Origin of the sequence: Bradyrhizobium sp. 153, from assembly GCF_023073835.1 — a bacterium.
In the GTDB taxonomy this organism is placed as follows: domain Bacteria; phylum Pseudomonadota; class Alphaproteobacteria; order Rhizobiales; family Xanthobacteraceae; genus Bradyrhizobium.
The window spans coordinates 188,891-210,153 of record NZ_JADPKH010000074.1; the positions used below are offsets into that span (position 1 = coordinate 188,891).

At 65.6% G+C, this 21,263-nt stretch carries 18 protein-coding genes and 1 other RNA gene; 3 read left to right on the forward strand and 16 right to left on the reverse strand.

All coding sequences use genetic code 11. The features are described from left to right. Positions 1-75 precede the first annotated feature (75 nt). From murB to rsmH, 11 genes are all read right to left on the reverse strand, one after another. Complete coding sequence (murB, locus tag IVA91_RS17565; protein WP_247278468.1) at positions 76-996, reverse strand: UDP-N-acetylmuramate dehydrogenase; 921 nt, start codon at positions 994-996, stop codon at positions 76-78. 4 nt (positions 997-1,000) lie between these two features. Next, on the reverse strand, positions 1,001-2,404 hold the full coding sequence (murC, locus tag IVA91_RS17570; protein WP_247278467.1) for a UDP-N-acetylmuramate--L-alanine ligase: 1,404 nt from the start codon (positions 2,402-2,404) through the stop codon (positions 1,001-1,003). Between the two features lie 123 nt (positions 2,405-2,527). Continuing rightward, on the reverse strand, positions 2,528-3,628 hold the full coding sequence (murG, locus tag IVA91_RS17575) for an undecaprenyldiphospho-muramoylpentapeptide beta-N-acetylglucosaminyltransferase (protein WP_247278466.1): 1,101 nt from the start codon (positions 3,626-3,628) through the stop codon (positions 2,528-2,530). Between the two features lie 164 nt (positions 3,629-3,792). Continuing rightward, the gene (gene ftsW, locus IVA91_RS17580; protein WP_247278465.1) at positions 3,793-4,944 is read right to left on the reverse strand and encodes a putative lipid II flippase FtsW; all 1,152 of its coding nucleotides are present in this window, start codon (positions 4,942-4,944) and stop codon (positions 3,793-3,795) included. Positions 4,945-5,560: 616 nt separating this feature from the next. Continuing rightward, positions 5,561-6,961: a UDP-N-acetylmuramoyl-L-alanine--D-glutamate ligase gene (gene murD, locus IVA91_RS17585; RefSeq protein ID WP_247278464.1), complete on the reverse strand. Its 1,401-nt coding sequence runs from the start codon at positions 6,959-6,961 to the stop codon at positions 5,561-5,563. A 7-nt stretch (positions 6,962-6,968) separates the two neighbouring features. Next, complete coding sequence (mraY, locus tag IVA91_RS17590; protein ID WP_247278463.1) at positions 6,969-8,072, reverse strand: phospho-N-acetylmuramoyl-pentapeptide-transferase; 1,104 nt, start codon at positions 8,070-8,072, stop codon at positions 6,969-6,971. A gap of 170 nt (positions 8,073-8,242) precedes the next feature. Further along, positions 8,243-9,622 (reverse strand): UDP-N-acetylmuramoyl-tripeptide--D-alanyl-D-alanine ligase, encoded by a 1,380-nt coding sequence (gene murF / locus IVA91_RS17595; RefSeq protein ID WP_247278462.1) that lies wholly within the window; start codon positions 9,620-9,622, stop codon positions 8,243-8,245. Continuing rightward, the gene (locus IVA91_RS17600; protein ID WP_247278461.1) at positions 9,619-11,076 is read right to left on the reverse strand and encodes a UDP-N-acetylmuramoyl-L-alanyl-D-glutamate--2,6-diaminopimelate ligase; all 1,458 of its coding nucleotides are present in this window, start codon (positions 11,074-11,076) and stop codon (positions 9,619-9,621) included. The genes murF and IVA91_RS17600 overlap by 4 nt, the downstream gene beginning before the upstream one ends. A gap of 83 nt (positions 11,077-11,159) precedes the next feature. After that, entirely contained in the window at positions 11,160-12,914 is a 1,755-nt protein-coding gene (locus IVA91_RS17605) for a penicillin-binding protein 2 (RefSeq protein ID WP_247278460.1), read from the reverse strand. Then, positions 12,911-13,303 (reverse strand): hypothetical protein, encoded by a 393-nt coding sequence (locus IVA91_RS17610; protein WP_247278459.1) that lies wholly within the window; start codon positions 13,301-13,303, stop codon positions 12,911-12,913. Before IVA91_RS17610 ends, IVA91_RS17605 begins: the two co-directional genes overlap by 4 nt. Before the next feature lie 3 nt (positions 13,304-13,306). Further along, a complete protein-coding gene (rsmH, locus tag IVA91_RS17615) occupies positions 13,307-14,296 on the reverse strand; it encodes a 16S rRNA (cytosine(1402)-N(4))-methyltransferase RsmH (RefSeq protein ID WP_247278458.1) in 990 nt (329 codons plus the stop codon). A 444-nt stretch (positions 14,297-14,740) separates the two neighbouring features. Between rsmH and IVA91_RS17620 the strand changes: the two genes are divergently transcribed. After that, a complete protein-coding gene (locus IVA91_RS17620; protein WP_247278607.1) occupies positions 14,741-15,604 on the forward strand; it encodes an N-acetylmuramoyl-L-alanine amidase in 864 nt (287 codons plus the stop codon). A gap of 92 nt (positions 15,605-15,696) precedes the next feature. Here the strand turns inward: IVA91_RS17620 and IVA91_RS17625 are convergent, their stop codons facing one another. Further along, complete coding sequence (locus tag IVA91_RS17625; RefSeq protein ID WP_247278606.1) at positions 15,697-16,932, reverse strand: RNA polymerase sigma factor; 1,236 nt, start codon at positions 16,930-16,932, stop codon at positions 15,697-15,699. 132 nt (positions 16,933-17,064) lie between these two features. Beyond that, on the reverse strand, positions 17,065-17,418 hold the full coding sequence (locus tag IVA91_RS17630; protein ID WP_247459037.1) for a YciI family protein: 354 nt from the start codon (positions 17,416-17,418) through the stop codon (positions 17,065-17,067). Between the two features lie 149 nt (positions 17,419-17,567). Between IVA91_RS17630 and rnpB the strand changes: the two genes are divergently transcribed. After that, positions 17,568-17,998, forward strand: an RNA gene (gene rnpB, locus IVA91_RS17635) — RNase P RNA component class A. 163 nt (positions 17,999-18,161) lie between these two features. Here the strand turns inward: rnpB and IVA91_RS17640 are convergent. Further along, a complete protein-coding gene (locus IVA91_RS17640; protein WP_247278456.1) occupies positions 18,162-18,875 on the reverse strand; it encodes an alpha/beta hydrolase in 714 nt (237 codons plus the stop codon). Between the two features lie 74 nt (positions 18,876-18,949). Beyond that, positions 18,950-19,378, reverse strand: coding sequence for a DUF983 domain-containing protein (locus IVA91_RS17645; protein WP_247278455.1), 429 nt, complete (start codon positions 19,376-19,378; stop codon positions 18,950-18,952). 79 nt (positions 19,379-19,457) lie between these two features. Here IVA91_RS17645 and IVA91_RS17650 point away from each other — a divergent pair, with 79 nt between their 5' ends. Further along, positions 19,458-20,828, forward strand: a complete 1,371-nt coding sequence (locus IVA91_RS17650; RefSeq protein WP_247278454.1) for a PLP-dependent aminotransferase family protein — start codon at positions 19,458-19,460, stop codon at positions 20,826-20,828. A gap of 7 nt (positions 20,829-20,835) precedes the next feature. Here the strand turns inward: IVA91_RS17650 and IVA91_RS17655 are convergent, their stop codons facing one another. Beyond that, a complete protein-coding gene (locus IVA91_RS17655; RefSeq protein WP_247278453.1) occupies positions 20,836-21,108 on the reverse strand; it encodes a hypothetical protein in 273 nt (90 codons plus the stop codon). Positions 21,109-21,263 lie beyond the last annotated feature (155 nt).

Below are 21,263 nucleotides of genomic sequence, written 5' to 3' on the forward strand. Positions count from 1 at the left end.
TCCGGGGCGCGCAAAGCGCGAACCCGGAATCTCGAGGTTCCGGGTTCGGCGCCGCGCACCGCCCCGGAACGACAATTATACGGAAACCCCGATCCGCTTGATTTCCCAGTGTAGCTCAATTCCGGAATTCGCCTTCACGCGTTCGCGCACGGTCTCGCCCAGAGTCTCGATATCGTGCGCGGTGGCCTCGCCGGTGTTGATTAGGAAATTGCAGTGCATCTCCGAGACCTGCGCTCCGCCGACGCGCAAGCCCCGGCAGCCGGCCGCGTCGATCAGCTTCCAGGCGGAATGGCCGGGCGGATTCTGGAAGGTCGAGCCGCCGGTCTTCTCGCGGATCGGCTGCGCGGTCTCGCGATGGCTCTGCACCTCCGCCATGCGCGCGCGGATCGCATCGGTATCCCTGATCTCGCCGCCAAATCGCGCGGAGGTGAAGATGATGGACGGATCGACCCCGCTGTTGCGGTAGGCGAATTTCATCTCGGCATTGGAGAAGACATGCTTCGTGCCGTCGCGGCCGACGCCTCGCGCCTCGATCAGCACGTCCTTGGTCTCTCCGCCATTGGCTCCCGCATTCATGCGCAGCGCGCCGCCGATGGTGCCGGGAATGCCGAAATAGAATTCGAGGCCGCCGATATTGGCGGCGGCCGCGACTTCCGCCACGCGCTTGTCGAGTGTCGCCGCACCCGCGGTGACGACATCGCCGCTCGCGCTCGTCTCGCCGAAGGCGCGCGGTGCAAGACGAATCACCACGCCCGCAATACCGCCATCGCGCACAATAAGGTTGGAGCCGACGCCGACGACATAGACCGGAATGTCGGTAGCGAGATGCGCAAGAAAGTAAGCGAGGTCGTCTTCATCCGCCGGCGTGAACAGCACCTGCGCGGGACCGCCGACGCGAAACCAGGTGAGTTCGGCCAGCGACTGATTGGCGAGCAGCCGACCGCGCAGTTGCGGCATCGCGGCTCTGAGTGAGGGCGTGATGTCGGGAAATTCCACCGCCCTACCCCAGCGCCTTCAACTCATCCGGCAAGGAATATGCCCACTGTGTGATGTTGCCGGCGCCAAGGCACACGACGAGATCGCCTGATTTCGCCAATCCCTTGACGATGCCGGCGAGTTCCGACGCCGCCGGCAGCGGAATCGCCTCGCGGTGGCCGTGGGCGCGCAGGCCTTCGACGAAATGGTCGCGATCGATGCCTTCGATCGGCGCCTCGCCGGCGGCATAGACGTCGGCGACGATCACCGCATCCGCATCGTTGAAGCAGGTGCAGAATTCCTCGAACAACGATTGCAGGCGGGTGTAGCGATGCGGCTGCACCACGGCGATTACCTTGCCGGTGTAGGAATCGCGCGCCGCTTTCAGCACGGCGGCAATCTCGACCGGGTGATGGCCGTAATCGTCGATGACGGTGACGCCGTTCCACTCGCCGGTCTTGGTGAAGCGCCGCTTAACGCCGCCAAAGGCTGCGATGGCACTGCGGATCTTGTCATCGGGAACACCGAGCGTGTGCGCGACCGCAATTGCCGCCGCCGCATTCGAGGCGTTGTGCCGGCCCGGCATCGGCAGCGCGAGGTCGGCGATCTCGTGCACAGCCCCGCTCTTGCGGTCGCGGATCACGACCTTGAATTTCGAGCCGCCGCCGCCCGCCGTGAGGCCGACCAGCCGCACGTCGGCTTGCGGATTCTCGCCGTAAGTGATGATGCGACGATCCTCGATCCTGCCGACGAGGCTCTGCACCACGGGATGATCGATGCACATCACGGCAAAGCCATAAAACGGCAGGTTCTCGACGAAATGACGGAACGCATCCTGCACGGCATCGAAGGTCTTGAAGTGATCAAGATGCTCGGGGTCGACATTGGTGACGATGGCGACATCGGTCGGCAGCTTCAGGAACGTGCCGTCGCTCTCGTCGGCTTCCACCACCATCCAGTCGCCGGCGCCAAGACGTGCGTTGGATCCGTAAGCATTGATGATGCCGCCGTTGATCACGGTCGGATCGAGCCCGCCGGCATCGAGCAGCGCTGCGACCATCGTGGTCGTCGTGGTCTTGCCGTGGGTGCCGGCAATCGCGACGCAGCTCTTCAGCCGCATCAGCTCGGCCAGCATCTCGGCGCGACGCACCACGGGAATGCGCCGCTCGCGCGCAGCCATCAGCTCCGGATTGTCGCGCTTGATCGCGGTGGAGACCACAACGACCTCGGCGCCGTCGACGTTCTCGGCCTTGTGGCCGACCGAGACTTTCGCGCCCTTCTTGCGCAGACGGTCGAGATTGTAATTGTCGGCGGCGTCGGAACCCTGCACGGCATAGCCGAGATTGATCAGCACCTCGGCGATGCCGCTCATGCCGATCCCGCCAATCCCGACGAAGTGGATGGGTCCGATCTCGCGCGGCAGTCTCATGCTCTGTTCCCTGACCTCGCCGCCCGCGAAGGCGGCATCTGGCGAAGGTCACGGCCAAATCAGCCGCGCGCCTTTCCTACTGGATGCCCCGCTTTGGAAGGCGATGACAAGGGCTTTTTCGCGTCAGATTCCCGCGACTTTGACCACCAGATCGGCGAGCCGCTCAGCCGCATCGAGCCGGCCCGCGCTGCGGGCCGCTTCGGCCATGGCAGCAAGACGCCCCGGCTCGGCGGCGAAGGCGGAGATTTCGGCGGCAAGGCGATCCGAGCTGAACTCGGTCTGCGGGATGCGGATGGCGCCATCGACCTTCGCCAGCACGCCGGCATTGGCGAACTGGTCCTGGTCGATCGAGCCGGGGAGCGGCACCAGGATCGAGGGCCGCCCGATCGCGGCAAGCTCGGCGACCGTACCCGCGCCGGAACGCGACACCACCAGATGGTTGGAGGCGAGCCGTGCCGGCAGATCCGTGAAGAAGGGTGCGAGCTCGGCCTTGATCTTGAGCTTGTCGTAAACCGCGCGAACGCGATTCATGTCCTCCTCGCGCACCTGCTGGGTGAGGACGAGGCGGCTCCACAGCGCAGGCTCGAGCCGCTCGATCGCGCCCGGCACGATGTCGGCCATGATGCGCGCGCCCTGGCTGCCGCCGACGACGAGCAGGCGCAGCGGGCCGCTCACTTCAGGCGCGACATATTTCACCGCTGCAGCCGCGAGGATCGCGGGCCGCATCGGCGTGCCGACCGTCGTGGTCTTGCCCGATAGCGCCGGATCGCGGTCGAGCACGCCGGGCAAGGACGTCGCGATGGCGCGGACGCGGCTCGACAGGAACCGGTTGGCGCGGCCGAGCACAGCGTTGGCGTCGTGGATGATGCCGGGCACGCCGGCGAATTTTGCCGCAACCAACGGCGGCAACGTCGGATAGCCACCAAAGCCGACGACGGCAACGGGCTTCAATCGCTTGATCAGAGTGTAGGCGGAAAGCGTGCCGGCGGCGAGCGTGAGGCCGGCATAGGCAAGCTGGAACGGATTGCGACCGCGCGCAGTCTCGCTGCTCACCACGTCGATCATGTCCTTGCTGAAGAGGCCGCTATAGCGCAGTGCGCGCTCGTCAGTGACGAGGCGGACGCGAAAGCCGCGCCGGATCAATTCGACGCCGAGCGCCTCGGCCGGGAACAGATGGCCGCCGGTGCCGCCCGCGGCGAGAAGAATCAGGGGGGACGTGTCCATAACTGCCCTTTTACAAGTCCTCCGCTGTCATTGCGAGCGCAGTCGGCCGGACTACCAGTTCCTCATCCTGAGGAGCGCGGAACGCGCATCTCGAAGGATGAAGGCCCGACCGGTGGCCGCGCCCTTCGAGACGCTGCGCGAAGCGCGGCTCCTCGGGCTGAGGATCACGCGTAGCTGCGCATGGCCTCGGCGTGGCCGCTTGCCTCAACCTCGGTGCGCGGACGCAGCCGCGTCAGCGCCAGCATCATGCCGACGCCATACGCCAGCGACACGATCGAGGAGCCGCCATAGGAGATGAACGGCAGCGTCATGCCCTTGGCAGGGATGAGCTGGAGATTGACGGACATGTTGATCGCCGCCTGCACGCCGAACAGGATGGCAAGGCCAGAGGCCGCAAAGCGCGAGAACATGTCCTCATTGGCATAGGCGCGCGACAGCGTGCGGATGACGACGAAAGCGAACAGCGCCAGCATGGCCAGGCACAGAATGATGCCGAACTCTTCGGCGGCGACCGCGAACACGAAATCGGTATGGCTGTCCGGCAGGCTGCGTTTTGCTATGCCCTCGCCCGGTCCGAGCCCGAACCAGCCACCATTGTAGAAGGCTTCCATGGCAGTATCGACCTGGAAGGTGTCGCCAGAGGCCGGGTTCATGAAGCGCCTGATGCGACCCGCTACATGGGGAACAAAAAGGTAGGCGCTGAACAGGCCGGCCGCGCCCAGGCCTGCAAGCCCGAACACCCAGACCATGCGCATGCCGGCGATGAAGAACAGCGAGCCCCACACCATCAGGATCAGCATGGTCTGGCCGAAATCCGGCTCCATCACCAGCAGCGCGACCAGCATCAAGAGCAGCACCAGCGCCATCGAGGTCGCCGGCATCTCCGGCCGCCTGGTCGATTCCGCGAACAGCCAGGCGGCGATGACGACGAACGACGGCTTTGCGATCTCGGAGGCCTGGATGTTGACGCCGAGCAGCGTGATCCAGCGCCGCGAGCCCTTCACCTCCGGGCCGATAGCGAGCGTGAGCACGATCAGGATGATGCTCGCTGCGAAGATGATCAGGGCCGAGCGGCGGATCGCCCGCGGCGAGAGGAAGGAGACGCCGACCAGCACCAGGCAGGACGGCGCCAGGAACAACACATGACGGCCGAAGAAATGGAAGGGATCGAGGCCGATGCGGGTCGCAACCGGCGGACTCGCCGCCAGCGACAGGATCACCCCGGTCAGCATCAGCGCCAGGATGGCGCCCATCAGCGGCTTGTCGACGGTCCACCACCACTCGGAAAAGGGGGTGCGTTCTTCACGGGAGAGCATGGGCGGCCGCTTTCGGACAGAGATAGTCCATTGGTCGCCGAGGTTGGTTACCGGGGGGTTAATGGAAGTGGATGAAGTTGTGAACAGTCTCGTGCCCCGGACGCAGCGCAGCGCGCCGCCTCTTCGCGGCGTGGTGCGCTGCTGAGCCGGGGCCCAGCGGCTTGTGGGTCCCGGCTCTGCGGAGCGTCACTTCGTGCCGCACCGCGTCCGGGACACGATAGCGCTACTCGTAATTGATCGTGATGTCCCCCGCGCGCTGATCGCGCTTGTAGACCTGGTTTGGACCGGGAATGAAACCGATCCTGACAGCCCGCTCATTACTCCAGGCGACGACGGGATCAAGGTGCCCGCGCACACTAAGAAACGTCGGCGTACTCTCAGGCGAGAACGTCCGACCGCGAGCCACGATGCTGGCCTGCGTGCTGTCGGGTACCGTGGCTCCGCACTCCTTCCAGACCACGACAACCAGCTTACTGCCGCTGGGGGAAGCGAACGACGCGGCACGCGCCGAATCCGCTCATGACGTTGTCAATGAGGACAGCAAAGAAGAAACCCGCGGCGACCGGGACAGCAAGAGCAGCGACGATAATTCCAGTCCAGCGTCGCCGCGACATCCTCACACCACCGGCTTCACGCCCGGCAGCGCCTGCACCAGTTCGCGGAACTTGGTGCCGCGGATCTCGAAATTGCGGTACTGGTCGAAGGAAGCGCAGGCGGGCGACAGCAGCACGACTGCGTCGGTGAGCCCTGAGGCTTCCGCATCGCGCGCGGCATGCTCGACCGCGACGTCCAGCGTCTGGCTGATCTCGTGCGCAACCTCGCGGCCGAGCGTGCCGGAGAATTCCTGCGCGGCCTCGCCGATCAGATAGGCCTTGCGGATACGCGGGAAGAAGGAGGTCAGGCTGGTGATGCCACCCGCCTTCGGCTTGCCGCCGGCGATCCAGAAGATGTCGGCGAAGGACGACAACGCGTGCGCGGTGGCGTCGGCGTTCGTTCCTTTGGAGTCGTTGACGAACAGCACGTTACCGCGGCGACCGACCTGCTCCATGCGGTGCGCAAGGCCGGGAAAGCTGCGCAGGCCGTTCTGGAGCACATCAAGATTGATGCCCATCGCGAGCGCAGCGGCCGCGGCGCAGGCCGCGTTCTGCGCATTGTGCTGGCCACGCAGCGACCCGATACCGCCGAGCGCAGCGACTTCGCTGCGGGCGCCACCCGAGGTGCGCACGATGTTCCCGTGCTCGACATGGATGCCGCTCGCCAGCGGGTTCTTGACGGAGATACGCACTACGTTCTTGCCGGCGCGGTCGAGCCGGTCGGCGATGTCGCGGCAAAACCCATCGTCGACGCCGACGATCGCGGTGCCGCCCGCCTGCACACCGGCGACGAGACGCTCCTTCACCGCGGCGTAATGCGCAATCGTGCCGTGGCGGTCGATGTGGTCCTCGCTGACATTGAGCAGGATGCCGACGGAAGGATCGAGCGAGGGCGCGAGGTCGATCTGGTAGGAGGACATCTCGATGACGTGGACGCGGCCCATGCGCGGCGGCTGCAGCGACAGGATCGCGGTGCCGATATTGCCGCCCATCTGGGTGTCGTAGCCGGCCACTTTCGTCAGGTGCGCGATCAGCGCCGTCGTGGTCGACTTGCCATTGGTGCCGGTGATGGCGACGAACGGGGCATCCGGCGCGTGGCGGCGCCGCTCGCGGCAGAACAGCTCGATGTCGCCGATCACCTCAATGCCGGCCTCGCGCGCCTTCAAGACGCTCCAATGCGGCACCGGATGGGTCAGCGGCACGCCGGGCGCGAGCACCAATGCGGCAAAACTCGCCCACGAGATGTTGCGCAAATCCGCGGTGACGAAGCCGGCTTGCGCCGCCTTGGCGATGTTCTCGGCATTGTCGTCGGCGGCGATCACCTCGGCGCCACCGGCTTTCAACGCATGGCAGGAGGCGAGCCCCGAACCGCCGAGGCCGAACACAGCGACAGTCTTGCCGGCAAAGGACGTGACCGGAATCATCGATCCATCACCGCAGCTTCAGCGTCGACAGGCCGGCGAGCGCCAGCATCACCGAGATGATCCAGAAGCGGATCACGATCTGCGGCTCGGTCCAGCCGAGCTGCTCGAAATGGTGATGGATCGGCGCCATCCTGAAGATGCGTTTTCCCGTGAGCTTGAACGACACCACCTGCACGATGACGGAGACCGCCTCCAGCACGAACAGGCCACCGATCACCGCGAGCACGATCTCGTGCTTCACCGCCACCGCGATGGCGCCGAGCATGCCGCCGAGCGCGAGCGAGCCGGTGTCGCCCATGAAGATCGAGGCTGGCGGTGCGTTGAACCAGAGGAAGCCGAGACCGGCGCCCAGCAATGCGCCGCAGAGCACCGCGAGCTCGCCGGTACCGGCGACATATTTGATCTGGAGATAGTCGGCGAACACGGCGTTGCCGGCGAGATAGGCGATCATCGCAAAGCTCGCCGTCGCGATCATCACCGGCACGATGGCAAGCCCGTCGAGGCCGTCGGTGAGGTTCACGGCGTTGCCGGCACCGACAATGACGAAGGCGCCGAACACGACGAAGAACCAGCCGAAATGCAGCACGGTGTCTTTCAGGAACGGAATCGTCAGCGCGGTCGACGCCGGATCGCGATTCAGCCGCACCAGCGCGTAGCAGGCAACCAGCGCGATCACCGCCTCGATCAATAGGCGAAGCTTGCTGCCGAACCCGGTCGTGGTCTGCTTGGTCACCTTGAGGTAATCGTCATAGAAACCGACGAAGCCGAAACCGAGCGTCACCGCCAGCACGATCCAGACATAGGGGTTGAGCGGATTGGCCCACAGCACGGTACCGACGGTCAGGCCGGACAGGATCATCAGCCCGCCCATGGTGGGCGTGCCCTTCTTGGCGAGGTGCGATTGCGGACCGTCGGTGCGGATCGGCTGGCCCTTGCCCTGACGGATGCGCAAATGATCGATGATCCAGGGACCGAACAGGAACACGAACAGCGCGCCGGTGACGATGGCGCCGCCGGTGCGGAAGGTGATATAGCGGAAGACGTTCAGGAAGGTGCGAAACGCACCGAATCCCGGAAATGTGTTGGAGAGCTCGATCAGCCAGTAAAACATTCAGACGGTCCTATGACGCCTTTGCACACGCGGCCTTGGCTTTGTTGTTGGCCTCAACGTGCTCACGCGCATTCGCTGGTTTTCATCATCGGATCGGTCGCGACCTCAGGGAAAACGGACGGTTTTGCGCCGCAAAGGGCGGGATTCGGGAGCAGCGCCTTCCAAGCAGTTTACGCCTTTGCCTGCAAGGCGGCCACCAGGCCCGGCACAAACTTGTTGACCCAGAACATCTTCTTGCTGCCCTTGACAACCACGACGTCGCCTGCCTTCAGCAGGCTCGCAACCTCGTCCGGCTTCAGCGTGGCGGGATCGTCGTGCCAGCCGAGGCCCTTGCCTGATGGCAGCACGTCGAAGAGGTGGCGCATCAAGGGGCCGACACAATAGACGCCATCGATACCTTCGAGATGCTTGGCAAGGCCGGTGTGGTAGGTTGGCGCGTCAGCGCCCAGCTCCAGCATGTCGCCGAGCACCGCAATGCGACGGCCGCCGGTCACGTTGCGCGCCTGCAAGCTTTGCAGCGCAGCTGCGATGCTGGCCGGATTGCCGTTGAAACTGTCGTCGATCACGGTGATACCGCCGACCGCCTGCTCGACGCCGCGGCCGGTCATGATGCCGACCCGATCGAGCTTGATCGCGAGCGTCGCCGCATCGAGGTTCGCTGCGCGGATCGCGGCGAGCGCGGCCAACGCATTCTGCACGCGGTGCGGCGCGCCCGGCGTCAGGCTGAAGGCGATCTCCTTCTTGCCGAGCCTGGCCACGACCTGCCAGCTCTCGCCGTGCGGGGCGTGCGCGACTTCATGCACCTCGGCATGCTCACCAAAGCGCACCACCTTGCCCTTCCATTCCGGCGCCTTGATCCCGGCGGGCAACACCAGCACGCCGTCCTCGGGCAGGCCACGTACAATCGACACCTTTTCGCGCGTGATGGCTTCGAGCGAGCCGAGCTTTTCCAGATGCACCGGCTGGACATTGACGACGAGCGCGACCGTCGGCCGGGTCAACTCGCTGAGCCGCGCGATCTCGCCGGGCTGGTTCATGCCCATCTCGACGACCCACACGCTGGCATCTAGCCTCGCATTGCACAGCGTCAGCGGCACGCCCCAGAAATTGTTGAAGCTCGAGGGGCTGGCATAGGCGTTGGGATAAGCGGCCAGAAACTCCTTGGTGCTGGTCTTGCCGGCGCTGCCGGTCAGCCCGATCACCGCACCACGAAAGCGCGTGCGTGCGGCGCGCGCGAGGCCCCAGAGGCCGTCGATCAATGTGTCCTTCACGACGATCTGGGGAATGCGGATGCCCGCGATCTCGTGCGGCACGATCATCGCGACCGCTCCGGAAGCTTCCGCCTTGTCCGCGAACTCCCAGCCGTCACGCGCGCTGGCGAAGGCGGAGACGAAGCCGCCGCTCGGTGTTCCGCTCAGCGCGACGAACAGGCTGCCCGGCTTCACCAGGCGGCTGTCCTGGGTGACGAAATCGATCGGCGTATCCGGGAACGATCCGCCGACGCCCAGCGCACGCGCCACCTCGGCAACCGTCCATATCGGCGCGCTCATGCAACCCTCGATGCTAATGCGGCGGCGACCGCCTCGTGATCACTGAAGGGCAGCACCTCGCCACCGACGATCTGTCCGGTCTCGTGGCCCTTGCCGGCGATGAGCAGCGCGTCGCCCTCCTGCAAGTCCTCGATCGCCGCGCGGATCGCAGCAGTGCGGTCGCCGATTTCGCGGGCGCCCTTCGCGGTGGCGAGGATCGCCGCGCGGATCGCTTCCGGCTTCTCGCTGCGCGGATTGTCATCGGTGATGATGATGCCGTCGGCGTTCTCGGCCGCGATTTCGCCCATGATCGGCCGCTTGCCGGCATCGCGATCGCCACCGGCGCCGAACACGACGACCAGCTTGCGCCTGGCGTAGGGACGGAGCGCCTGCAAAGCTTTCGCCAGCGCATCGGGCTTGTGCGCATAGTCGACGAAGATCGGTGCGCCGTTGCGCTCGCCGACCCGTTCGAGACGTCCCTTGGCGCCTTCGAGATGTTCGAGGCTCGCGAACACATCGGCTGCATCGCTGCCTGTGCCGATGGCAAGGCCGGCCGACACCAGCGCGTTCTCGATCTGGAACTCGCCGACCAGCGGGAGACGGACCGCGTAACACTTGCCGCGATGCTCGATCGCGAGCGCTTGCGAAAAGCCCTCGACCTCGGCGCCGGCGAGACGAATGCCCTCGCTTGCCCCGTCCCCATTGCGGCCGACCGCCATCACGCGCAGGCCGCGCGCCTTCGCTGCGTCGAGGACGTCCGCCGAGCAATCATGATCGGCCGAGATCACAGCCGCGCCGTCAGGGGCGACCAGCTCGCGGAACAGCCTGAGCTTGGCCGCAAGGTAATGCGCGACGGTCGGATGGTAATCCATGTGGTCGCGCGAGAGATTGGTGAAGCCGGCGGCCGAGACGCGCACGCCGTCGAGGCGGTACTGGTCGAGCCCGTGCGAGGACGCCTCGAAGGCGAGATGCGTGACGCCGTCGCGCGCGATGTCGTCGATCTGCCGGTGCAGCGCGATCGGATCCGGCGTCGTCAGCGAGCCGTAGACGGTGTGCTTGGGCGAGACGAGACCGATGGTGCCGATGCTGGCGGAGGCATGCCCCAGCCGCTCCCAGATCTGGCGCGTGAACGCCGCAACCGAGGTCTTGCCGCTGGTACCGGTGACCGCGGCAATCGTCGAAGGCTGCGCAGGGAAGAATTTTGCCGCCGCCAGCGCCAGCGCACGACGGGGGTTGGCGACCGTCACGAACGGCACCTTGCGGCCATCAGGCGCATGATCGCCGACGACGGCCGCCGCGCCGGCCGCGACCGCAGCATCGACGAAGCGCGCACCGTCCGTCTTGCTGCCCGCAAGGGCGAAGAAGAGATCGCCCGGCCTGACCTGCCGGCTGTCGAGGGCAAGGCCGGTCACATCGAGCGCCGCGGCAGCGGGCTCAATTACGACATCATTGCCTAGCAGTTCGCGCAGCTTCATGGTCTTCCAGCCGACACGCCGTGCCGGAAAGCCGAATCTTCGGAAAAGCCCGACTCAGCAGCGGCAATGGCCTACCCGGTTGATTACTGGGTTGTTCTGGATGCTGCAAGAATAAGGCGGTCCGCAGGCGGCAGATCGAACCGGGGCTCGACGCCCAGAAGCGGCGCGATCCGCTCGATCACCTTGCCGCCGGTCGGCACCGCGTTCCAGCCCGAGGTGATGAAACCCTTCGTTTCAGGAATGGCCTGCGGCTCGTCGAGCATGATCAGGACGTGATATTTCGGATCGTCGCAGGGCAGGATGGCGGTGAACGAGTTGAGCACACGCTTCTTGGCGTAGCGGCCGTTGATGACCTTCTCGGACGTGCCGGTCTTGCCGCCGACGTAATAGCCCTTGATGTCGGCGGTCTTGGCGGTACCGATCTCGGCATTGAGCCGCATCAGATACCGCATCTTGTCGCTGGTGTCCTGCTTGATCACGCGCTTGGCCAGCGCCGCCGCTTCGGCTTCGCTGCGCTTCATGAAGGTCGGCGGAATGAGGTAACCGCCGTTCACCAATGCATTGATGCCCATCACCGCCTGGAGCGGCGCCACCGAGAGGCCCTGGCCGAACGCAGCCGTGACCGTGTTCAGCTCACTCCAGCGGCGCGGGATCAGCGGCGCCGCGCTCTCCGGCAGCTCGGTACGCAGCCGCGTCAACTGGCCCATCTTGGCGAGAAACGCCTTATGCGCCTCGACGCCCTGGTTAAGCGCGATCCGTGCCGCGCCGATGTTGGACGAATAGGTGAACACTTCCTTGGTGTTGATGAAGCGCCCGAGCGGGTGGCTGTCGTGGATGGTGAACTTGCCGTAGTGCAGGTTCCCGCGCGCATCCCACGACGAGTTCAGATTGATCTTGCCGGAATCGAGCGCCATCGCCAGCGTGAACGCCTTGAAGGTCGAGCCCATCTCGTAGACGCCGGTGGTCAGGCGATTGATGCGGTCGGGGTCGTGCGCTTCCTTCGGATTGTTGGGATCGAAGTCCGGCAGGGACACCATCGCCACGATCTCGCCGGTCTTGACGTTGGAGACGATACCGGAGGCGGCCTTGGCGTGAAACTTGTCCTTGGCCTTCAACAGTTCGTCGCGGAGCGCATGCTCGACGCGCAGATCGACCGAGAGCTCGATCGGCTTTTGCAGCCGGTCGGTGGCAAAGCCGGCGCGGTGGAGATCGGCGAGCCCCTGGTTGTCGAGCCACTTCTCGAGACCAGCGATGCCCTGGTTATCGATATTGACGAGACCGATCAGGTGGGCGACCTCGTTGCCGGTCGGGTAGACGCGCTTGTTCTCGCGCAGGAAGCCGATGCCGGGAATGCCGAGCTTGTGGATGTCCTGCTGCTGCTTCGGCGTGACCTCGCGTTTGAGCCAAACGAAGCCCTTGCGCGTCTTCAGGCGCTCGCGCACCTCGGCCTCGTCAAGATCGGGGATGGTGGCGGTCAGAAGCTCGATCGCCTCGTCCTTGTCGATGATGCGGCGCGGCTCGCCGAACAGGCTCGCCGCCTTGACGTCGGTTGCCAGGATCGCGCCGTTACGGTCGACGATGTCGGGCCGCGCGGTTGCGACCACCTCCTGCGCCGCGGCGCGGCGGGCACCGTGAGCGTCGGCCCCGATCGCGAACATCACGAGGCGGCCGCCGATCAGGGCGTAGACCGAGGCGAAGGCGAGCATCGCCAGGCCAACGCGCGCGCGCGCCTTCGCGGCGCGATCGACGTTGCGCCCGTAGAGCAGGCTGCGGATCAGCCGCTGCCGCCAGGGCTCGGTGGGCTTTTCTGTGGGTTTTGCCGGGATCGGAGCGCTCATTGATTGTCCTCCGGCTGAGGCACGGAGCCCGTCACAGTGTCGGGATCGCTCGCGGCTTCGATAGTATTGAGCATCGCTCCGATCGGGTCGGGCTCGCCCGGCCTGAACATCCGCGGCGGGCGCTCCGGCAGGTTCTTCAGCGAGTCATATTGCGTGCCGTTGACCGGCTTCAGCGATAGATGCCGGTCGGACAGTCCTTGCAGGCGCAGGGGCGCATCGAGCTTGGCCCATTCAGCGCGCAGCGAGGCGATCGCATCGCGCTGCTCCCGGATCTCCGCATGCAGGCGCAGCACCTTCTCGGTGCGCGCGGTGGAGTCCATCTTGATCCGGTAGACATGGGCTGCCGCGAAGATCAGCGCGCCGATGACGAGGAGGTGGATGAAGCGCATGCGCTAGCCGCCCCTCATGACGTCGGAGAGTCTTGGCCAGGACGATGGCTCGCCATCATGATGCGCGGGCGCCGAGGTACGCTCGGCGGCGCGCAGCTTTGCGGAGCGCGCACGTGGATTGAGCGCAACTTCGTCCTCACCGGCGACGATCGGCCGCCGCGTCAGCAGCTGGAAGCTCGGCGCGGCTTGCGCCACCTCTGGCAGATGCCGCGAACCGCCGCCGCTCTTGGAACGTGAGGCGAGAAAATTCTTGACGATGCGGTCTTCCAGCGAATGGAACGAGACCACGACGAGGCGGCCGCCGGGCTCGAGCACGCGCTCGGCCGCAGCGAGCGCCGTCTGAAGTTCCTCCAGCTCTTCGTTGACGAAGATGCGCAGCGCCTGGAACGTCCGCGTCGCCGGGTGAATGTCCCCGGGCTTCGAGCGCACGACCCTGCCGACGAGATCAGCGAGTGCGCGCGTGGTCGTGAACGGCGTCTCCTGCCGGTCTGCCACGATGGCGCGGGCGATGCGCCGCGAATGCCGCTCTTCGCCGAAGAGATAGATGATGTCGGCTAGATCGCCTTCGGAAGCGCGGGCGACGACGTCTGCCGCGGTCGGCCCCGTCTGCCCCATCCGCATGTCGAGCGGTCCGTCGAGACGGAAGGAGAAGCCGCGGCCGGCCTGATCGAGCTGCATCGAGGACACGCCGACATCCATCACGACTCCGTCGATCGCCTCGACGCCCTGCCCCGCGCAGACTTCGGCGAGGTTCGAGAAGCGATCTTCGACCAGCGTGAGCCGGCCCGCGGAGCGTTCGACGAGTTCGGCACCGCCAGCGATCGCAGTGCGGTCACGGTCAATGGCAATGAGCCGGGTTCCCGGCACGTCGAGAATGGCACGGCTGTAGCCGCCGGCGCCGAAGGTGGCGTCGACATAGATGCCGCCCGCGCGCGGGGCGAGATGGTCAACGGCCTCGCGGCCGAGAACGGGAATGTGCGGAGCCGAGCTCATGCGCCACGCCTGCCGAACACCCAGCCCGGCGTCGATGCCAGATTGGGGACGAAGCAGCCCATGACGCCTCGAATGATTCTGCGTCGCGGCGGTTCCACGACAAAGCCCTCGTCTAGCACGGTTCCCAAGCCCGGCTGTCCCGGGCCGCAAACCCAGTGTTCCCAGTGGAATTTGTCGGGCAGCCATGGGATTTCGAGCCAAAATACGCTTTGGCCGCCTCCGGACGCGGGTCGGCTCTTCATCTCTGAGTAACGGCCCTTAGCGTTAAGAAAGCGTTGATCGGCTCGCGACAAGTCGAAAAGGTGACGCCGTGGTGATGCTTCATCCACACACATGCGCCAAAATGCATCCGTTAACCGCGCCGCGCGATTGCGCGCGGCCGAAGGGTAAAGGAATAGTAAAGAGAAGGGCTTGGCCCACACTCTCGTCCAACTCGAGCTGTTCATGCCGTCCGGTTCGTCCACGCCGTCTGGAGCTGATTCGAAGCGTCAACGCGTTCTCCCGGTTCCCAAAGCCGCGGCGGGCATGCGAACGTTCGATCCCGATTCCTCGATCGTCTCCGACATCATCCCCTCGCCGAACCATGGCGAGCGCGCCAAGGGACGGCAGCCCGACATGATCGTGCTGCACTACACCGGCATGCCCGATGTCGAGGGCGCGCTGGCGCGGCTGTGCACGGCGGGGACCGACGTGTCGGCGCACTACGTCGTGCTGGAGGACGGCCGCATCGTGCAATGCGTGCCCGAGGCCAGGCGCGCCTGGCACGCCGGCGTCTCGTCCTGGGCCGGCGAGGATGACATCAACTCCTGCTCGATCGGCATCGAGATCATCAATCGCGGCCATGACTGGGGCTATCCGGAGTATCCGCTGCGCCAGATCGCCGCCGTGATCGCGCTATGCCGCGGCATCATGCTCCGCCGCAAGGTGCCGCCGCACCGGGTGCTTGGCCATTCCGACGTCGCACCCGCGCGCAAGAAGGATCCCGGCGAAAAATTTCCGTGGCATTCGCTGGCCAATTCCGGCGTTGGCCATTGGGTGACGCCCGCCCCGGTCGTGCGCGGCGAGAGCCTGATGCTTGGCACCATCAGCGACGCCGTGCTGAGCATGCAGCAGGCGCTCGCCCGGTACGGCTATGGCGTGCCGCTGACCGGCAAATACGACGCCGCGACAATGGAAGTCGTCACCGCCTTCCAGCGCCACTTCCGCCCGGCGCGGCTGGATGGTATCGCCGATCATTCGACGCTGTCGACATTGCAGGCGCTGCTGGCGAGCTTGCCCGCGGAAGGGACGGCGGTCGCGTCGAAGTGATGGCATAGCCGTCATTCCGGGGCGCACGACGTGCGGACCCAAAATCTCGAGATTCCGGGTTCGATGCTTCGCATCGCCCCGGAACGACGGTGCTAGTTACCCATCTCCTTGATCCTTCGCGCGTACAGCCGCCGCAGCGGCTCCAGCTGCGTCGCCTCCGTCGCCGCGCGATAAGCTTCGCGCGCCTCGTCCTTGCGGCCAAGCCGCCGCAACAGATCCGCGCGTACGGCGGGCAACAGCTCGTAGCCAGCGAGCCCGCCGCGGGCGGTGATCGCATCGACGAGAGCGAGCGCACGTGAAGGACCATCGACCATCGACACCGCCGCGGCATGGTTCAGCTCGATCACCGGTGACGGGTTGACGCGCAGCAGGACCTCATAGAGCCCCGCAATCTGCGGCCAATCGGTCTGCGCAAAGCTGGTCGCGCGAGCATGCAACGCCGCGATCGCGGCTTGCACGGCATAGGGATGCGGCCGGCCCGGCACGCGCAGGGCGTCATCCACCAACCGCAGGCCTACCTCGATCTGCGCGCGGTCCCACAGCCCGCGATCCTGCTCTTCGAGCAGCACAATATCGCCGGCCGCTGTCTCGCGCCCGGCGCGGCGCGCGTCGTGCAGCAGCATCAAGGCCAGCACGCCCTTCGTGCCGGCGCGATCGGGCATCAACCGGTCCAGCAGGCGGCCAAGCCGGATGGCCTCGGCGGCGAAATTGGGCCGCATCAGGTCCGCACCCGACGTCGCGACGTAGCCTTCGGTGAAGACGAGATAGATCACGGCGAGCACGCCGTCGAGCCGCAGCGCCAGCGCGTCGCGCTCGGGCACTTCGTAAGGAATACCGGCAAGGCGGATCTTCTGCTTGGCGCGAACGAGCCGCTGCGCCATTGCCTCCTCGCTGACGAGAAAGGCGCGCGCGACCTGCGCGGTGGAGAGCCCGCAGACGGTGCGTAGCGTCAGCGCAACCTGGACTTCGGCTGCGAACGCGGGATGGCAGCAGGTGAAGATCAACCTGAGCATGTCGTCGTCGAGCATGGCCGGCGGCTCGTCAGGCGCTTGCGCATTCAGCTCGAGCTCATGCACCAGCGCTTGCTGCTTGCCGCGAAAGACGGCCTGACGGCGAATGCGGTCGATCGCCTTGTTGCGCGCGACATTGACCAGCCAGGCGCGCGGATTGTCGGGGATCTCGCATGCCGGCCAGCGTTCCAGCGCGACGGCAAAGGCATCCTGGAGCGCATCCTCAGCGAGATCGAAATCGCCGACGAGGCGGATCAGCGTGGCCAGCGCCCGCCCCGCCTCGTCACGAAAGATGGCTTCGATCTCGGAAGGGGTCATGCGATCACCACCTCCAACGTCATTGCGGGGCGTTGCGCCAGCGACGAGCCCGGAATCCATAATCCGGATCGTGGTCATGGATTCCGGGCCTGCGCCTTGCGGCGCATCCCGGAACGACGAGGGTGCGATCATTCACTTGTCATAGACCCAGATCGGCCGCACCTCGATCGATCCGATGCGCGCGGAGGGAATCCGCGCCGCAATCTCGATCGCGGCATTCAAATCCTTGGCTTCGACCAGATAGTAACCGCCGAGCTGCTCGCGCGTCTCCGCGAACGGGCCGTCAGTCGTCAGCGTTTTGCCATCGCGCACGCGCACGGTCGTCGCCGTCGTCGTCGGCTGCAAGCGGTCGCCGGCCTTGAAGTTGCCGCTCTGGATGATGGATTGCGTGAAGGCCTGATATTCCGCCAGCATCTTCTGGCTGGTCGCCGCATCGTTCTTGGCGTACTCGACCTCGTTCTGGTAGATCATCAGCAGATACTGCATTGCTTTACTCCTGTGGTTCGGCTGTGTTGCCGACATCCAGTCGAACGGGGCACGCACCAAACGACATCTTCAGGATAAATTATTTGAAGCCCGCACGCGCGGCGATATCGGCTTGACGGAACCGTCACAAATGCTCCATGCGTAAGCCGTCAGTCGGCCGGACGGCCGCTCCGGCAGGGGCCGAAAGGCCGCCGGGGAGGAAAGTCCGGGCTCCCTTGACATGCGGTGCCGGATAACGTCCGGCGGGGGTAACCCCAGGGAAAGTGCCACAGAGAACGAACCGCCCGCCTTCGCCCCTTCGGGGCTTCGGCGAGGTAAGGGTGAAAAGGTGCGGTAAGAGCGCACCGCGGATCCGGCAACGGAGCCGGCATGGCAAACCCCACCGGGAGCAAAACCGAATAGGGACGGCACAGCGGGCCGTTCGCGCAAGCGATAACGCCGCGGGGCAATGTCAGGCCCGCCGTCCGGGTAGGTTGCTCGAGGCCATGTGCAAACATGACCCCAGAGGAATGGCCGTCACGTACCGTTCGCGCAAGCGGGCGGTGCCTTACAGAACCCGGCTTACAGGCCGGCTGATATCTTGCAACGAGGGGTTCGGCGTGAATGCGCCGAGCCCCTCACCATTTTAGAGGTGTCATTCCGGGGCGATGCGCAGCATCGAGCCCGGAATCCATCGGGCAGCAAATTCAGGCGATCGATGGATTCCGGGCTCTCGCTTCGCGAGCCCCGGAATGACGAAGACACTAACCGACGATCTCTTGCAACACCGCCATCAGCGCCTCCGGTGCAGTCACATTCGGCGCGTGGCTGGCGTCGAGCTCGACATAGCGCCAGCCATCCTCGCTCTTGGTACGCCTCGCAAACTGCCCGAATACATCGCCGGGCGGAATGCGCGTGCAATAAATGTAGCTGCGCGGCACTGTCGCATCGCCGTGCGCGAGCTTCAGCCGCGCCTCGAAGCACTTGATCGGCATTGGGACGCGGCGCGCATTGAGCCAGTCGAGATCGGCCTGCGGCGTGTCAGGCGGCGGTGGGTTTGGCGGGATGCGGTAGCCGTCACCGCCGGCGGCCGCCCTTCGCATCGGCTCGCGCCCGCCTTCGTTGAGGTCGAACAGCGACTGGCCGTCACGGGGCACGAAGGCATCGAGATAGATCAATTGTGTCACGCGCTCGCGTGCGCGGTCGGCGACGCCGGTGGCGACCATGCCGCCATAGCTGTGGCCGAGCAGAACGATGTCGCTGAGGTCCTCGAAAGCGATGACGTTAAGGATGTCCTGGATATGCGTGTCGAGATCGATCGAACGACTTGCCAGATGCGCGCGCTCGCCGAGACCCGTGTAGGTCGGCGCGACCAGCCGGTGGCCGGCCTGCGCCATCAGCGGGTGCATGTTCTTCCAGGCCCAGCCACCGGACCATGCGCCATGACAGAGCAGAAAAGTCTTCGAGCGTGCGGACATCGGCGTTTCCATCGTTCTTGTTTGTCCGACGGAGTGTAACGGCCGAACGCGCGATGTAAAACGCTGCGGCCGCTTTAGGCCCCGCGCGTGTCCGCCCTCACCAACACCGGTGCAAGCGCATTGCCTTCGCGCCGCAGCTTCTTCGCCTCGAAACCGTGCATGCCGAGTTGCCATTGCAGCCCGACGATGGCCCCCTTGGTCGGTTGCAGTAATGCGAGCGACGCGAACAGCGTCACCGGCAGCCACACCGCGAGTTGCAGCCACTCCGGCGGCGCATAGGCGGTCTCAACCGCAAGGATCGCCGGCACCACGAGATGACCGACCACGACCATCACGAGATAGGCCGGAAAGTCGTCTGCGCGCTGGTGCAACAGCTCCTCGCCGCAATGATCGCAAGCGTCAGCCACTTTCAGGAAGCGGCCGAACATGTGCCCTTCCCCGCAATTCGGACATTTGCCGGTGAAACCGCGCCACATCGCCTTCGCCAGAGAGACCGTCGCCATGACCACACCTCTTCCTTTTCCACGATCCATACAATAATGTATTGCATCCATACATTCAAAGGATATGGAGCCAAATTGCATGGATTGGACCCCGACAATCTCCGAGCTTTCCGGCCCGCGCTACCAGCGTATCGTCGAGGCCATGGAGGCCGACATCGCCGCGGGCCGACTGGTGCGCGGCCAGCAATTGCCGACACAGCGCGCGCTCGCAAAAGCGCTCGGCATCGACCTCACCACGGTGACGCGCGCCTACACCGAGGCGCGGCGCCGCGGCATCATGGAGGCCCGGGTCGGACAGGGCTCGTTCGTGTCGGAGACCAGCGCGCGCCGCGCGGTCGACCTGCCCCACCCAGTCGCGATCGACCTCTCGATGAACGTGCCGCCACAGCCGCTGGAGGCACAGCTCGACGAGCGCATCATCGCCGGAATGGGAGCCATCCGCGCGCAATCGGGCCTGACGGCGCATCTCAACTACCAGCCGCCCGGCGGCAGCGCACATGAGCGCGAGGTTGCGGCACGCTGGATGCGCGCCCGCGTTGCGCATGCGCATGCCGACAAGCTCGTGATCTTTCCCGGCGCGCAGACGATCCTGTTCAACCTGCTCAGCCATCTCGCACGGCCCGGCGACATCGTTCTGACCGAAGCGCTCACCTTTCCCGGCATCAAGGCCGCCGCGGCGCGGCTTGGTATCAAGCTCGTCGGCGTCGCCATGGATGACGGCGGGATCCTGCCCGACGCGCTGGCAGACGCTTGCCGCACCCACAGGCCGAAAGCCGTCTATCTCATTCCGACGCTGCACAATCCGACCACGGCGACGCTATCCCCCGAGCGGCGCAGCGCGATCGCAAAGATCATCTGCGATGCCGGTACGACACTGATCGAGGACGACGCCTACGGGCTGCTCGACCGTTCGGCATCGCCGATCGCGAACCTCATTCCCGAACGGACCTATCTCGCCACCACGCTGTCAAAATGCATCGCGCCGGCGCTTCGCGTCGCCTATCTGCTGACGCCCGACAACGATGCACAGCAGACGATGCGCAGCCATTTGCAGGCCACCGTGCAGATGCCGGCACCGCTGATGGTGGCGCTGGTGACGCATTGGATCGAGACCGGCATTGCCGATCGCATCATCGCCGCCATCCGCAACGAAGCGGTTGGCCGCCAGCAGCTCGCGCAGCGCGCGCTGAAAGGATTTCAGTTCCTGGCCAGGCCCGCCGCCCATCATCTCTGGCTGAGGCTGCCGGAGGGCCGGTCCGATGTCGCGGGGCATCTCTTGCGGAATGGACTCGCACTGGTCGCCGGCGAAGCCTTCACCGTCGATGGGATGCCGCCGCATGCGGCGCGAGTCTCGCTGGGCGCAGCGCGCAACAGGGCGGAATTGACCGAGGCGCTGCGCATCCTGGTCAGCGCGCTGCACAAGCCGGCCGACACCAGGCAGATCGTCTAGCGAAAACCTATCGATGCTGACGGCGATGGCGCGCGCGAAGCGCAGGCACAGCGGGTGACGGATAGGCCTGCGATGCATAGGCGTCGCGCGGGATGCCCTGCTGGCCGAGCGCGGCGCGCGCTGCCGGCGTGAGCTGTCCGCCATTCAGCACGTCGCGGTCGGGATGGGCGGCCTGATAGGCCGCAGGTTCGGAAAGCTGCGCCTGCGCTATTGTCGGCATCAAGGCCGCCGCCGACATCAGCGCGGCCGCAACGGCAATGTTCATGCGGGTCACCGTCATTCTCCATCATCTTGTGCGGGACTGACCGAACGGAGCGCACGATGGCGTCGGACGGGCCGCAGGATTGAAGTACTGAAGTACGACCGTCATGTAGGCGTGTCTTTCGCGAAAGCCCGAACCCCGTAGATCACGCTTGCGTGCAGCACGGATTGACC

Excerpts from the sequence above, each read along its gene's own strand:
- IVA91_RS17655 (WP_247278453.1), bottom strand. The coding sequence starts at position 21,108 with ATGACGGTGACCCGCATGAACATTGCCGTTGCGGCCGCGCTGATGTCG.
- IVA91_RS17620 (WP_247278607.1), top strand. The coding sequence starts at position 14,741 with ATGCCGTCCGGTTCGTCCACGCCGTCTGGAGCTGATTCGAAGCGTCAA.
- murG (WP_247278466.1), bottom strand. The coding sequence starts at position 3,628 with ATGGACACGTCCCCCCTGATTCTTCTCGCCGCGGGCGGCACCGGCGGC.
- murD (WP_247278464.1), bottom strand. The coding sequence starts at position 6,961 with ATGATTCCGGTCACGTCCTTTGCCGGCAAGACTGTCGCTGTGTTCGGC.
- IVA91_RS17605 (WP_247278460.1), bottom strand. The coding sequence starts at position 12,914 with ATGAGCGCTCCGATCCCGGCAAAACCCACAGAAAAGCCCACCGAGCCC.
- mraY (WP_247278463.1), bottom strand. The coding sequence starts at position 8,072 with ATGTTTTACTGGCTGATCGAGCTCTCCAACACATTTCCGGGATTCGGT.
- murF (WP_247278462.1), bottom strand. The coding sequence starts at position 9,622 with ATGAGCGCGCCGATATGGACGGTTGCCGAGGTGGCGCGTGCGCTGGGC.
- IVA91_RS17600 (WP_247278461.1), bottom strand. The coding sequence starts at position 11,076 with ATGAAGCTGCGCGAACTGCTAGGCAATGATGTCGTAATTGAGCCCGCT.
- ftsW (WP_247278465.1), bottom strand. The coding sequence starts at position 4,944 with ATGCTCTCCCGTGAAGAACGCACCCCCTTTTCCGAGTGGTGGTGGACC.
- IVA91_RS17650 (WP_247278454.1), top strand. The coding sequence starts at position 19,458 with ATGGATTGGACCCCGACAATCTCCGAGCTTTCCGGCCCGCGCTACCAG.
- IVA91_RS17645 (WP_247278455.1), bottom strand. The coding sequence starts at position 19,378 with ATGGCGACGGTCTCTCTGGCGAAGGCGATGTGGCGCGGTTTCACCGGC.
- murC (WP_247278467.1), bottom strand. The coding sequence starts at position 2,404 with ATGAGACTGCCGCGCGAGATCGGACCCATCCACTTCGTCGGGATTGGC.
- IVA91_RS17630 (WP_247459037.1), bottom strand. The coding sequence starts at position 17,418 with ATGCAGTATCTGCTGATGATCTACCAGAACGAGGTCGAGTACGCCAAG.
- IVA91_RS17625 (WP_247278606.1), bottom strand. The coding sequence starts at position 16,932 with ATGACCCCTTCCGAGATCGAAGCCATCTTTCGTGACGAGGCGGGGCGG.
- rsmH (WP_247278458.1), bottom strand. The coding sequence starts at position 14,296 with ATGAGCTCGGCTCCGCACATTCCCGTTCTCGGCCGCGAGGCCGTTGAC.
- IVA91_RS17610 (WP_247278459.1), bottom strand. The coding sequence starts at position 13,303 with ATGCGCTTCATCCACCTCCTCGTCATCGGCGCGCTGATCTTCGCGGCA.
- IVA91_RS17640 (WP_247278456.1), bottom strand. The coding sequence starts at position 18,875 with ATGTCCGCACGCTCGAAGACTTTTCTGCTCTGTCATGGCGCATGGTCC.